Origin of the sequence: Erwinia sp. S43 (genome assembly GCF_016624745.1) — a bacterium.
GTDB classification, from domain to species: domain Bacteria; phylum Pseudomonadota; class Gammaproteobacteria; order Enterobacterales; family Enterobacteriaceae; genus Erwinia; species Erwinia coffeiphila.
Genome location: NZ_JACVTX010000002.1, coordinates 260,620 through 273,558 on the forward strand (window position 1 = coordinate 260,620; position 12,939 = coordinate 273,558).

Sequence of the window (12,939 nt, forward strand, 5' to 3'; positions counted from 1 at the left end):
GTCATGACTGTTATCACCCATCTGATCAACGGTAAAATTCGCCAGCCCGATGGCCGCACTGCCTCCGTTTTTAATCCGGCGACCGGCAAACCCATCCGCCAGGTTGAACTGGCCAGCGCCGCCACGGTCCAGGAAGCGATTGCCGCCGCCAAAGCCGCTCTTCCCGCGTGGCGCAATCTGCCTCCGGCGAAGCGTGCTCAGGTGCTGTTCCGTTTTAAGCAACTGCTTGAGGAACATCAGGAGGAGATCGTCCAGCTGATTAGCGAGGAGCACGGTAAAACCCGGGAGGATGCGGCAGGCGAACTGAAGCGCGGTATCGAAAACGTAGAATATGCCAGCGCTGCCCCTGAACTACTGAAGGGAGAATACAGCCGCAATGCCGGGCCGGGGATCGACTCCTGGAGCGACTTTCACGCCGTCGGCGTGGTGGCGGGCATCACGCCGTTTAACTTTCCGGCGATGGTGCCGCTGTGGATGTATCCGCTGGCTATCGCCTGCGGCAATACCTTTGTGCTGAAACCTTCCGAGCGCGATCCCAGCTCCACGCTGCTGATCGCCTCGCTGTTTCAGCAGGCTGGCCTGCCTGCGGGCGTGCTGAACGTGGTCAACGGCGACAAAGAGGCGGTCGATGCGCTGATTGAAAGCCCGGATGTGAAGGCGATCAGCTTTGTCGGCTCCACGCCGATTGCCGAGTACATCTACAGCGAAGGGACGAAGCGCGGCAAGCGCGTGCAGGCGCTGGGCGGCGCAAAAAACCATGCGGTGGTGGTGCCGGATGCGGATCTGGATAATACGGTCAGCGCGCTGATGGGGGCGGCTTACGGCTCCTGCGGCGAGCGCTGCATGGCGATTTCGGTGGCGGTCTGCGTGGGCGATGCGGTGGCCGACGCGCTGATTGCCCGCCTGACCCCGGAAATCACCGCGCTGAAAATCGGGGCAGGAACCGAATGCGGGCTGGATATGGGGCCGCTGGTCACAGCCGCGCACAGGGACAAAGTCACCGGCTATGTTGATGACGGCGTGGCATCCGGCGCGGAGCTGGTGGTGGATGGCCGCTCGCTGAGGGTAGCAGGTCACGAAGAGGGCTACTTTATCGGCGGCTGCCTGTTTGACCACGTCACGCCGGATATGCGCATCTATAAAGAAGAGATTTTTGGCCCGGTGCTGTGCGTAGTGCGGGTCGATTCACTGGAACAGGCAATCGAACTGATCAACGCGCACGAGTACGGTAATGGCACCTGCATCTTTACCCGCGACGGTGAAGCCGCCCGACACTTCGGCAATGAGATTGAAGTCGGGATGGTCGGCGTCAACGTACCGCTGCCGGTTCCGGTGGCATTCCACAGTTTCGGCGGCTGGAAGCGCTCGCTGTTTGGCGATCTGCACGCCTACGGCCCGGACGGCGTGCGCTTCTATACCCGCCGCAAAACCATCACCCAGCGCTGGCCAAAACAGAAAGCGCAGGAAGCTTCCCAGTTTGCGTTCCCCAGCCATTAACTGACGGTCTGGCGGTTTCTGCCTGACCAACTTTACAACCCTCAGGCGGCCGGATTTGCGGCCGCCTGTGTGACTACACATAAAGTGACCAGATGAACACACCGCGTCACCTTTTCGCTCCGCCTGGAAAATACCGCCTGAAGAACCGCAAAATATCTGGATACCAGTGAAGACACGACGCTACAAACCACTCTGTCCGAATGTCACTACATTGTCTTTGACCAGCAATGCTGATATCAAATTGATTTCCGCGAGAAAAGAGAATCTCCACGCTTTATAAAATACTAATATTTTATTCTTTTATGATTAATTGCATCATTTTATTATCATTAGCGCTTAAAATCAGAACATACCTTCTTAATGTGCTAATATTTCATCATTCACAGTACTGAAATGATAAATTATTAGCATTATGGCAAAAAAAACCGCGCCACTTCTTCCGCAAACCATCGATCTTCTCAATGCATTGGGAGAACGCCTGATGCTTGCCCGAAAACGCCGTAAGTTAACCGCTAAGCAGGTAGCAGAGCGCGCGGGTATGACTGCGATGACCTTAAGATCGCTGGAGTCAGGAGGATCGGGAGTGACCATCGGTGCCTATCTCTCGGTGATGCAGGTGCTGGGCCTGGAGCAGGATTTGAACCTGCTGGCGGCCAACGACCTGCTGGGCCGTCAGCTTCAGGATTCGCAGCTGTCTTCACCAACAAAAAAATCGAAACGCGAGGCGCATTCCAGCTTTGTCCCATCATCTGAGGATAGTAATGCGCAAGAAGCGAAAGCCGCGCCATACTCTATCGCCACGGCCAAAAAGAGTAATGATACTACTCCGGCAGATGTACCGCTCACCTCAGCAGGTCTTGCTGGGCTACTGAAAACAAGAAGTCACTCGAAAGAGTAAAAGGAACCGACGATGCAAAAGAACTGGAGCTGGCGAGAGAAGCTGCGCGCTGGTTCAGAATTAATGCGTCAGAATCCAGGCGTATTATTGAGGAATTTCAGAGTGTGGTTAGCCAGTGGCGGATCATTGCCGACGCGCTGGGCCTTTCCGCAAGAGAACAGGAGCGGATGTCAGATGCCTTTCGCCTGGCGGGCAGTTGACTGAGTCGCCCGTTCCATCAGTCATATTGCCCCCGTAGTCTGCACCTCTCACGCCGCCCCAAAATGCTACTTATAAATAACATTTTCTACATTATAATTAATCATTAAATATCAATATATTAATGGAATTTTCATCGTCAAAGTTATCTGACTGACTAAAAAATAATGTGACCCTTCTTCCAGAATCCACTTTGTCCTCTGGCAGTCTGTTACCGGTATCCCGCAGAATAGAATATATAATCCTTATTGAATATATATTCAGGAGTAAAAATGGAACCGGTTCACAAGCTGTCCGTGCGGGAAAAAATCTGTTTTGGTCTGGGAGATTCGTCAGCCAATATCTTCCTCGGCATGACGATGATGTTTCTACCCTATTTTTACACCGATGTCTTAGGCATTTCGGCAGCGGCGATGGGCCTGCTGTTTGTTATCGCGCGCCTGGTGGATGCGTTTTACGATCCCTTTATCGGTAACGTGGCGGATCGGCTGAAAACCCGGCACGGGCATTATCGGCCGTGGCTGCTGTGGCTGGCCGTGCCCTATGGCCTCTCCTGCCTGCTGGTGTTCCTGGCACCCGATTTTTCCCCAACCGGGAAACTGGTATATGCCTATGCCACCTACCTGTTCCTGATCCTGATGTATGCCTCCACCGTGGTGCCTTATGTCGCGCTGCTGTCGGCACTGACCAGCGATCCGCAGGAACGACTGGCTGCCAATGCCTGGCGCTTCCCGCTGGCGAAGATGTCTTTCCTGATCTGTTCGGTGACAGTACCAATGTTCGTTGCCTGGTACGGCAAGGATAATGAAGCGCAGGCCTACATGGTAGCGATGAGCATGATTGCCGTGCTGGCTACCGCCATGATGTTGAGCTGTTTCTTCGGCACCAAAGAACGAGTGAAACCGGCATCGCTGGCGTCAAACGTTTCCTTTAAGCAGCAGTTGCGCATCTCGCTGTCTGCCCGCCCGGTGGTGATTTTTTACATCTTCAAAATCACCAGCTCAATCGCCTTCGTGATTAAGGGCAGCGCAACGATTTACTTTGTGAAGTACTTCCTTGGCCGCAGCGACGGCTTCGTTTCCGGGCTGCTTTCGGCCACCGCTATCGCCGGTATTATTGCGCCGATGATCGCCCTGCAGCTGATTAAACGTAAGAAAGTCAGCGCACTGGGCACGCTGAAGCTGGCCCAGTCCGGAGGCTGCATCGCCGCACTGGCGCTGTTCTTTGTCAGCCCGGATAACATCTGGCTGGCGGTGGCCTTACTGGTAGTCTCTGTCCTGCTCGCTGAAATCGGTGCTATCACCGCCTGGGCGCTGCCGTCGGAATGCGCGGACTACTGCGAACGTAAAAGCGGCCTGAAGATGTCCGGCTTTATCGCCGCAGGCACCCTGTTCACGATGAAAATCGGCCTGGCCATCGCCGGTGGCCTGGTGGGCTTTATTTTAAGCATGAGCGGCTATCACGCCGACGTTGCCATCACCCCGGAGATTTTGAAAGGCATTATCTTCCTGATCGCTGGCGTACCCGCCATTTTCCACGGCATCAGCGTGGTGCTGTTGATGTTCTTTAATCTGGATGACAGTCAGGCGGCGCAGGCCCCTGTATCACAGCCACACCAGCCCGGCATTCACTAAGCAGAGGAACCCTGAGATGTTAGTTTCCCCTTCCACACTTAATATCGCGAAATGGTCACGTGCCGAATTCGTGTTTAAAGCAGAAAACGATCCGGCGCATTTTACCCAGTCATGGGTAACAGCCACCTTCAGCAACGGCGATGACCAGAAGGTAGTGCGCGGGTTTTACGATGATGGCGGCCGTTTCCTGCTGCGCTTTATGCCACAGAGCGAAGGCATCTGGACGTTTCAAACCGAGAGCAATATCGCCAGCCTCAGCGGCATTACCGGCAACGTAAACTGCACGCCAGCCGGGGATGAAGCCACTGGCCCGATTGAAACGGATGAGACTTTCCATTTCCGCACCGCCAGCGGCAAAGCCTGGTATCCGTTCGGCACCACCGCCTACGTCTGGAACTATCAGTCGGACGCGGTGCAGGAGCAAACGCTGGCCTCGCTGGCAGCTTCACCGTTCAATAAAATCAGAATGTGCGTGTTCCCCAAACACTACACCTATAACTTTAAAGAACCGCAGCGGTTCCCGTTCCCGGGCAATATCACCGACGGGTTTGATTTTTCACGCTTCGACTGTGCCTTCTTCCACCAGTTGGAGAACCAGATCGACGCGCTGAAGGATCGCGGGATTGAAGCCGACCTGATTATCTTCCATCCCTACGACCGCTGGGGCTTTGCGGAGATGGATGCTGAAACGGATCGCCGCTACGTGGAATATCTGGTGGCACGTCTTTCCAGCTTCAGCAACATCTGGTGGTCGCTGGCCAACGAGTTCGATTTACTGCGTAAAAAACCCCTGTCGTTCTGGGACGGCGTGTTTAAGCAGATTACGGCGGACGATCCCTACGGTCATCTTATCTCCATCCATAACTGGCATAACCCGCCGATTCATTACACCAGTAACGACCACTGGTACGATCAGACTGACCCGCTGATTACCCACGCCAGCATCCAGCACCACGATCTGTGGTTCGTTCCCGCCTGGCGCGAGCAGTTCAGCAAGCCGATCGTCATTGATGAATGCCGCTATGAAGGGGACGTTGACTGCGGCTGGGGCAATATCAGCGGCCGCAAGATGCTGAACCTGACCTGGGAAGGGGTCTGCGCCGGTGGCTACGTCACCCACGGCGAAAGCTATCTGAGCGATGATGAAATTATCTGGTGGTCGCACGGCGGCAAGCTTAAGGGAGAAAGCCCCGAACGTATTGCGTTCCTGCGCAGCATCCTGGAGGAAGGCGAAGCAAAACGCCTGTCGCCGTGGAAGGGCCGCAGCCACTCGCAGTGGGATGTCACCATTGGTCACATGGGCGACGACTACTGGCTGCTGTGGTTCGGCGACAGCCAGCCGGGCTTTAAGCTGCTGACCATGCTGCCGGAAGGGAAAGAATTCGCGGTCGAGATTATCGATGCCTGGGCCATGTCCGTGGAGCGCGTAACTGGGACATGGCGCAGCGGCGACAGACTGCCGCTGCCAGGCCGCCCCGGTATCGCCCTGCGTATGACCGCCGTTTAATCTTCCATCAACGCGCGCGCCGTGGGGTAGTCGGTAATCAGCACGTTAAGATACCCGCCGCTCAGCGCCGCTTTAATCGCCGTCACCTTCTCCTGTCCGCCCGCCAGCGCAATGGCGTGCGGGCAGGCTTTCAGCTGTGCCAGCGTCATGCCAATCGCCGGATCTTCATCTTCGTTCAGCACCGGCTGGCCCGCTGCGTTGAAATAATGCAGGCAGATATCACCGACCGCGCCTTTTTCCGTCAGCGACAGCAGCATGGTTTTATCGTAGTAGTTTCCCGAATGGCGCAGCAGCTGCGACGGTTCCATATCGCCGATGCCGACCACGGCGGTGGTGACTTCATTAAACTTATGCAGCACCTCGCTCACGTCCTTACTGGCCGCCAGCAGATCGCGGCTGGTCACCGAACCTTCAATCGACTGTGCCGGAAGCAGCCACGCGCGGCAGCTGAGCCGGTTTGCCAGGTCCTGGGTCAGAATAGTGGCCTGCACGTTGCCGTTCACGCCTACCCCGCCGAGCAGCTGGATCACGCCATCAACTTTGACCGTCTGCGGATGCATTTCACTGACCATCGCTCTGATGGTACTGCTCCAGGACGAAATCCCGACCAGCTCGCCGTTGCGCAGCCGCGTTTCCAGATAGTGCGCGGCGGCGGCACCGATGGCCTTGCGCACCTGCGCCGCATCGTCATCCTCGGCGACGTCAACGACGATCGCCTGCTGAATGCCGTAGCGCTGCTCAATACCGCGCTCAAGCTGCGGAAAGACGTTATCAGGCTGGACCACACTGATTTTAACAATCCCCTCGCGAACGCTGCGATTCAGCATGCGGGAGACAAAAGACTGCGAAAGATTCAGCGCGGCGGCAATCTCAGCCTGTTTGGAACCTTCGTTGTAATAAAGGTTGGCGATTTTTACCATCAATCTGATTTCGTTTTGCCTGATCATAAAGCCTCGTATTTAAACAATCCCTACTGCGCAGAGCGTAAGCTAAAGTCAGCACCGTGACACCGGATAATTTCTGCGGTTAAATTGTGATCGCGATCTCAATTGTTCGCTGAACCGATAGTTCGACTGCGTAACTGAGGTCATAATAATAAATATTAAATCAATAGTGAATATATATTCAAGCCAGTAAAGCAAAAACCTGCGAACTGCAGTTAATACGGTTTCAAGACTGAACGACCGCTCACGACGGTCTTTATTTTTACCCCGCATGAATATTTATTCATGCATGAATTAGTATTCAGGAGTAGCAGATGAATCCCTTCAGATATGATGTACCGGAACTGCAGAAGAAGGCTCGCGCCGTCCGTCGCCGTATCATTGAACTGAACGCCAACAGCCCGGCGGGTGGGCACACCGGTGCGGACCTGTCGCAGGTTGAAATCCTGACGGCGCTCTATTTCCGCGTGCTGAACTGCGCCCCGGACCGCACGGACTCAGAGGATCGGGATATCTATATCCAGTCCAAAGGGCATGCGGTAGGCGGCTATTATTGTGTGCTCGCCGAGGCGGGTTACTTCCCGACCGAGTGGCTGCCAACCTATCAGCACGCGGACTCGCGCCTGCCGGGCCATCCGGTACGGCAAAAAACCCCGGGTATTGAGCTGAACACCGGCGCGCTCGGCCACGGCCTGCCGGTTGCGGTTGGTCTGGCGCTGGCAGCGAAAAAGAGCAGTCACGCGCGCCGCATCTTTGTGGTCACCGGGGACGGTGAACTGGCCGAAGGCAGTAACTGGGAAGCCGCGCTGGTTGCCGCCCATTACGGGCTGGATAACCTGATTATTATTAACGACAAAAATAAATTGCAGCTGGCCGGTGCCACGCGCGACATCCTGAATACCGACCCGCTGGCGGAAAAATGGCGTGCCTTTGGACTGGATGTTACCGAGTGCCGGGGCAACGATATGCAGGACGTTGTGGATACGCTGGAAGGCTTAAAGCCCGCCGGAAAACCACAGGTTATTATCGCCAATACGGAAAAAGGCTTCGGGATCTCGTTTATCCAGGGGCAGCCGGAATGGCATCACCGCGTGCCAAAAGGCGAAGAGATCGCGCTGGCGCTGGAGGAACTGAACGATGAGTAATGCAGAACACCTGGCTAGCGTGATGGTTGACGCCTTTATCGACGCCGTGAATGAGGGAATCGATCTGGTTCCGGTGGTGGCCGATTCCACCTCTACGGCAAAAATTAGCCCGTTTGTTAAAGCGTTCCCCGGCAGGCTGGTTAACGTCGGTATCGCCGAACAGACCCTGGTCGGCACCGCCGCGGGCCTGGCGCTGGGCGGTAAAGTCGCCGTGACCTGTAACGCCGCGCCCTTCCTGATTTCCCGCGCCAACGAGCAGGTGAAGGTCGATGTCTGCTATAACAATACCAACGTCAAGCTGTTCGGGCTGAATGCCGGTGCCAGCTACGGCCCGCTGGCAAGTACCCATCACAGTACCGACGATATCGCCATCATGCGCGGCTTTGGCAACATTGAAATCTACGCGCCGTCCTGCCCGGTGGAATGTCGTAAAATCATCGATTATGCCCTGCGCCACACCGGGCCGGTTTACATCCGTCTGGATGGCAAAGCGCTGCCGGTGCTGCACGACGACGATTATGCGTTTGTACCGGGTAAAATCGATACCCTTCGCGAGGGTTCGGACGTGGCGCTGGTGGCGCTGGGATCAACGGTACATGAGGCGGTCAGCGCGGCTGAGATCCTTAACGAGCAGGGTATTTCTGCCAAAGTGATTTCCGTGTCTTCGGTACGTCCGTGCGATACTCAGGCGCTGTTTGAACAGCTGAAAGACGTGTCGTACGTAGTATCAGCAGAAGAACATAACGTTAACGGCGGCGTCGGCAGCCTGGTGGCGGAAGTGCTGGCGGAACACGGTCTGGGCATCCGCCTGAAACGGCTGGGTCTGGCGGACGGGCAGTACGCGATCGCCGGCGACCGCGCCGCAACGCGTGACCGGCTGGGTATTGATGCGCAGGGCATCGCCCGCACGGCACAGCATCTTATTCGCGGAGAAAATGTATGACCTCACCGGTGATACTGGCGATTGATGAAGGCACGACCAACGCCAAAGTCCTGGCGGTCAACGGTGAAGGCGAGGTGGTGGCACGCAGCAGCCGCCCTCTTTCGCTGTCTCACCCGCAGCCGGGCTGGTCCGAGCAGGACCCCTGGCAGATATGGCGGGCGGTGAAGGATGCCATCGAAGAGTGTATCCGCCTGAGCGGTGCACCGGTGGCGGGCATTGCCATCAGCAATCAGCGTGAGTCGGTGCTGATTTGGGATCGGAAAACCGGTGAACCCGTTACGTCACTGATCAGCTGGCAGGATCGTCGTTCTGAAGCCTTTTGTCAGCAGCTGCAGGAAAGCGGCCAGAACGCCAGAATTACCGCCCTCACCGGACTGGCGGTTGACCCGATGTTCCCGGCCGCCAAGCTGACCGGCATGCTGCAATCCATCGCGGACGGCTATCGCCGCGCGCAGAACGGTGAACTGTGCATCGGCACCGTCGACAGCTGGCTGAGCTGGCGGCTGAGCGGCGGCGCGGTGTTCGTCACCGACCATGCTAACGCGGCCCGCACCCAGCTCTACAGCCTGGAGAAAAAAGACTGGGACGACGAGCTGCTGGAGCTGTTCCACATTCCGCGCGCCGCCCTGCCCGAAACCGTCGCGTCGGCGCAATCCTGCGGTGAAACCGTCGCCGATGCCGCTGCGGGGCTGCCTGCGGGCGTGCCGCTGCTTTCCCGCGTTGGCGACTCTCACGCCGCGCTGTATGCGCGCGCCAGGCCGGGCGTGGATACCATCAAAGCCACCTACGGCACCGGATCGTCGCTGATGATGTCCACCGAACGCCCGGTACAGAATGAGTTCGGGTTAAGCACTACGGTGGCCTGGCACGACGGTACACTGCGCTATGCGCTGGAAGGCAACATCACCCATACGGGATCGGGGGCCGCCTGGGTTTCAAAAATGCTGGGCATCGACAGCCCAACCCGCCTGACCGAGATGGCGAAAACGGCCGGATCGAACCAGGGAATTTACTTTGTGCCCGCGCTGTCCGGCCTGGGTGCACCCTGGTGGGATCTGAAGGCTCGCGGACTGATCTGCGGCCTGACCGATGCGGCCACGCCGGAAACGCTGGCGCGGGTGGCGCTGGAATCGATTGCGTTCCAGATAGCGGATGTGTTCTTCGCCATGGAGCAGGCCTGCGGTCATACCCTGCCTGAGCTTTACGTTGACGGCAGTGCCACCGCCAATCGCTGGCTGATGCAGCTACAGGCAGATGTGCTGCAACGCCCGCTGCGCTGCGCACCGACGCCTGAAGTTTCTGCATTAGGGGCGGCAGTAATGGCGGGGAAAGTGCTGGGCTGGTGGCAGCATGGCCGTGACCTGGCCGCGCTACAGGGCGGTGCGGTGATCGTGCCGAAGCCGGAACAGGCTGAAGCGATGGTGCAGAGTTACGCAGGCTGGCGGGATGCTATCGCCCGCTGCCGATTCCAGCCGGGCTGAAGCTGACGAACCCAATCCGCGTTAACGCCGAAACGTCAGGCCGCCATAGATAAAGCGGCCTCTTTCCTCACTGATTTGTTGCAGCGCTTTCGCATCAGTGGCAATTAGCATGGTTTGCAGCAGCACGCCGAGATAGCAGTCCGCCATAATCTCCACCGGAATATCCGGGCTGAAAAAACCCCGCTGCTGTTCAATCTGCATATTGCGCGCGATCCAGCGCTTCAGCTTATCGCGCGTTTCCCGATCCTGCGGCTGCTGGAAAAGGCTGATCATCGTCAGCTCGCGGTTGCGGTGGAAAAATTCAAGATAGCGCAGGAAGCTGGCGGACACGTTTTCCAGCACGTTTTCCTTCGGCAGCGAGGCATCGATCAGCATCGAAGCCACCAGCTCTTCCAGCTCGCGATCGAACTTATCGATCAGCAGACTGTAGATTTCTTCTTTGCTCTGGAAATAGCTGTAAAAACTGGGCTGCGTGACGCCAGCGGCTTTGACGATGTCGCTGATACGGGTGCCGTGAAACTGTTTTTCTGCAAACAGCGTTGCGGAAACCGCCAGCAATCGTTCCCGGGTCTTTTCACCTTTTCGCATGGGCGGGGTCGCGTTTTTCATGGAGGCTCCGTGGCAAAAATCATGCAATACAGTAACATAATTATGTTTCCCTGCCTAAAAGATGTCATACGGAAAAACCCGGCCTGAGGCCGGGTTTATTGGCGTAAATTGTAGGGGATTCGTTTACTCCCTGAACTTCTTCTCAATCTCTTCCAGCGACAGCCCGCGCGTTTCCGGCAGGTATTTAAACAGCAGCACCAGCATCACCACGTTACACAGGGCAAACACGCCGAAGGTCGAGCCGCCACCCCATGCGTTAAGCATAATCGGGAACAGCGACTGGATAATAAAATCGAAGCCGAACAGGCCAAACACCGCAATACCCATCCCCAGCCCGCGAATGCGCAGCGGATAGATTTCAGACAGCATCAGCCAGAATACCGGGGCAATCCAGCCCTGCATAAACACCAGGAACAGCGACATCAGTGCCAGAATGATATAGCTCGCCCCGGCAAAGTTACCCTGCAGAACGCTCACGCCATTATGATCTTCGTAGTGGAAGCACAGCTTGAAGGCCAGGCCAATCATCACCAGCACCAGGGTCACGGCGATCTGGCCGCTGAGGAACATTTTACGCCGGGGTATTTTGCCGATAATCGCCATGCCGAGCACGGTGGCGATGATCGAGATTAGTCCATTGGCGACAGCAGCGGTAACGGCGGCGGCATCGCCTAAGCCAGTAGATTTCAGCACGCTCGGCGCATAGTACATGATGGTATTCACCCCGGTAACGCGGGTTGCCAGTACAATCATCAGGCCAATCAGGATCAGCTTAATCACCCATTTCTTGCTCAGCTCCTCCCGAATGCTCGGACCGCTGGCATCCAGCGCGATAATCTGACGAATATCGGCAATCTCTTTCTCCACCTCTTCCGGCTGGCGCACCATCGACAGTACCCTGCGCGCCTCTTTCTCTTTGCCGCGCTGAAGGAAGAATCGCGGCGACTCCGGCATCATCATCATGCCGAACCACAGCAGCACGCCGGGGATCGCCGGGATAGCCAGCATAATGCGCCAGTTGTGGCTCAGTTCCGGATACGCGTTGACGATCCCGGCGTTAACCGAGTAGGCCAGAAACTGGCCGGTGACGATCATCAGCTCGTTCACCGTCACCAGCCGTTCTCGCTGGTTGGCCGGGGCCAGTTCAGCAATATAGACCGGCACGGTCACCGAGGCGCAGCCTACGGCCAGGCCGAGGATAAAGCGCGCCGCCAGCATGGAGGGAACGTCCCAGGCTACCGCCGTTGCCAGCGCGCCGAAGATAAAGATAATCGCCACCCACAGCAGATTTTTCCTGCGTCCCTGGCGGTCCGACAGCATACCGCCGAACAGCGAGCCAAACGCCGCACCGAACAGCAGCGAAGAAGTAATAAACCCTTCCGCTGCCGGGCTCAGCCCCAGATCGCGGTTCATAAACAGTAATGCGCCGGAGATCACTCCGGTATCGTAGCCAAAACACAAACCGCCGATCGTCGACACCAGCGTAATGCGTTTTATATTTTTCCCGGAGGATTGATCGTGCGTGGCTATATTCTGTCGAGCCAGTTTTTCTTCCATCGTGATTATCTCATCCTGGTAGTCAGATAATGTCAGGCAGCGTATTGAGTTTATTAATGGCTGCCTGTTTTCAGGTACAAATACCAACGTCAGTAAGTCATTTTTTAAACGACGCACACCCCACGCCGTTTGTTCTATTATTAATCACGAATGAAATTTATATTCCAATGATAGAAATTGCTCTGCGGCTGAAAGCAGTGAAGAGCTGTGAGGTCTTTCACAAAGATCGGCATTGCGCACAAAAAACCACCAAAGACATTAAAAACTCAACATACTGATTTTAATCAACTTTATAGATAAACGCGTTGATTTCAAGATCTAAAAATAAACATTTACATCACAGTGACTGCCTCATTGAAACGCCAATTTAACACTATTTTCGCCATGGATTTAGGGCAAATTTACGACGACAGGATAGTTTTATATATATTCTACAACAGGTTATCTCATAGCAATTTTTCGCACCCGACGAGAAATGTTACCGCCATAACAAAATAAAAATTCCACGATAAAATATATTGAAACG

Annotated in this window: 10 protein-coding genes; 7 read left to right on the forward strand and 3 right to left on the reverse strand. The window is 56.0% G+C overall.

Translation table 11 applies throughout. The features are described 5' to 3' along the window. The first annotated feature begins 3 nt into the window (after positions 1–3). The 4 genes from IBT47_RS03415 (at position 4) to IBT47_RS03430 (ending at position 5,734) form a co-directional block, all read left to right on the forward strand. Positions 4–1,497: a CoA-acylating methylmalonate-semialdehyde dehydrogenase gene (locus IBT47_RS03415; protein ID WP_200559164.1), complete on the forward strand. Its 1,494-nt coding sequence runs from the start codon at positions 4–6 to the stop codon at positions 1,495–1,497. Between the two features lie 412 nt (positions 1,498–1,909). Next, complete coding sequence (locus tag IBT47_RS03420) at positions 1,910–2,395, forward strand: helix-turn-helix domain-containing protein (RefSeq protein WP_200559165.1); 486 nt, start codon at positions 1,910–1,912, stop codon at positions 2,393–2,395. 470 nt (positions 2,396–2,865) lie between these two features. Next, positions 2,866–4,227 (forward strand): glycoside-pentoside-hexuronide (GPH):cation symporter, encoded by a 1,362-nt coding sequence (locus IBT47_RS03425; RefSeq protein WP_200559166.1) that lies wholly within the window; start codon positions 2,866–2,868, stop codon positions 4,225–4,227. Between the two features lie 16 nt (positions 4,228–4,243). Next, entirely contained in the window at positions 4,244–5,734 is a 1,491-nt protein-coding gene (locus IBT47_RS03430) for a DUF4038 domain-containing protein (RefSeq protein WP_200559167.1), read from the forward strand. Here the strand turns inward: IBT47_RS03430 and IBT47_RS03435 are convergent. Continuing rightward, positions 5,731–6,681: a sugar-binding transcriptional regulator gene (locus IBT47_RS03435; RefSeq protein ID WP_200559168.1), complete on the reverse strand. Its 951-nt coding sequence runs from the start codon at positions 6,679–6,681 to the stop codon at positions 5,731–5,733. The two genes, IBT47_RS03430 and IBT47_RS03435, sit on opposite strands and share 4 nt — an antisense overlap. Positions 6,682–6,992: 311 nt before the next feature. On the opposite strand from IBT47_RS03435, the gene IBT47_RS03440 reads away from it, so the two are divergent. The 3 genes from IBT47_RS03440 to IBT47_RS03450 are packed head-to-tail and all read left to right on the forward strand — an operon-like array spanning position 6,993 to position 10,247. Beyond that, the gene (locus IBT47_RS03440; protein ID WP_200559169.1) at positions 6,993–7,823 is read left to right on the forward strand and encodes a transketolase; all 831 of its coding nucleotides are present in this window, start codon (positions 6,993–6,995) and stop codon (positions 7,821–7,823) included. After that, on the forward strand, positions 7,816–8,766 hold the full coding sequence (locus IBT47_RS03445) for a transketolase family protein (protein ID WP_105591920.1): 951 nt from the start codon (positions 7,816–7,818) through the stop codon (positions 8,764–8,766). Before IBT47_RS03440 ends, IBT47_RS03445 begins: the two co-directional genes overlap by 8 nt. Beyond that, on the forward strand, positions 8,763–10,247 hold the full coding sequence (locus IBT47_RS03450; RefSeq protein WP_200559170.1) for an FGGY family carbohydrate kinase: 1,485 nt from the start codon (positions 8,763–8,765) through the stop codon (positions 10,245–10,247). The genes IBT47_RS03445 and IBT47_RS03450 overlap by 4 nt, the downstream gene beginning before the upstream one ends. 21 nt (positions 10,248–10,268) lie before the next feature. Here the strand turns inward: IBT47_RS03450 and IBT47_RS03455 are convergent, their stop codons facing one another. Both IBT47_RS03455 and IBT47_RS03460 read right to left on the reverse strand, forming a co-directional pair. Beyond that, entirely contained in the window at positions 10,269–10,856 is a 588-nt protein-coding gene (locus IBT47_RS03455) for a TetR/AcrR family transcriptional regulator (RefSeq protein WP_105591922.1), read from the reverse strand. Positions 10,857–10,979: 123 nt separating this feature from the next. Then, the gene (locus IBT47_RS03460) at positions 10,980–12,413 is read right to left on the reverse strand and encodes a sugar porter family MFS transporter (RefSeq protein ID WP_200559171.1); all 1,434 of its coding nucleotides are present in this window, start codon (positions 12,411–12,413) and stop codon (positions 10,980–10,982) included. Between the last annotated feature and the right edge of the window lie 526 nt (positions 12,414–12,939).

Excerpts from the sequence above, each read along its gene's own strand:
- IBT47_RS03425 (WP_200559166.1), top strand. The coding sequence starts at position 2,866 with ATGGAACCGGTTCACAAGCTGTCCGTGCGGGAAAAAATCTGTTTTGGT.
- IBT47_RS03440 (WP_200559169.1), top strand. The coding sequence starts at position 6,993 with ATGAATCCCTTCAGATATGATGTACCGGAACTGCAGAAGAAGGCTCGC.
- IBT47_RS03450 (WP_200559170.1), top strand. The coding sequence starts at position 8,763 with ATGACCTCACCGGTGATACTGGCGATTGATGAAGGCACGACCAACGCC.
- IBT47_RS03455 (WP_105591922.1), bottom strand. The coding sequence starts at position 10,856 with ATGAAAAACGCGACCCCGCCCATGCGAAAAGGTGAAAAGACCCGGGAA.
- IBT47_RS03415 (WP_200559164.1), top strand. The coding sequence starts at position 4 with ATGACTGTTATCACCCATCTGATCAACGGTAAAATTCGCCAGCCCGAT.
- IBT47_RS03445 (WP_105591920.1), top strand. The coding sequence starts at position 7,816 with ATGAGTAATGCAGAACACCTGGCTAGCGTGATGGTTGACGCCTTTATC.
- IBT47_RS03420 (WP_200559165.1), top strand. The coding sequence starts at position 1,910 with ATGGCAAAAAAAACCGCGCCACTTCTTCCGCAAACCATCGATCTTCTC.
- IBT47_RS03430 (WP_200559167.1), top strand. The coding sequence starts at position 4,244 with ATGTTAGTTTCCCCTTCCACACTTAATATCGCGAAATGGTCACGTGCC.
- IBT47_RS03435 (WP_200559168.1), bottom strand. The coding sequence starts at position 6,681 with ATGATCAGGCAAAACGAAATCAGATTGATGGTAAAAATCGCCAACCTT.
- IBT47_RS03460 (WP_200559171.1), bottom strand. The coding sequence starts at position 12,413 with ATGGAAGAAAAACTGGCTCGACAGAATATAGCCACGCACGATCAATCC.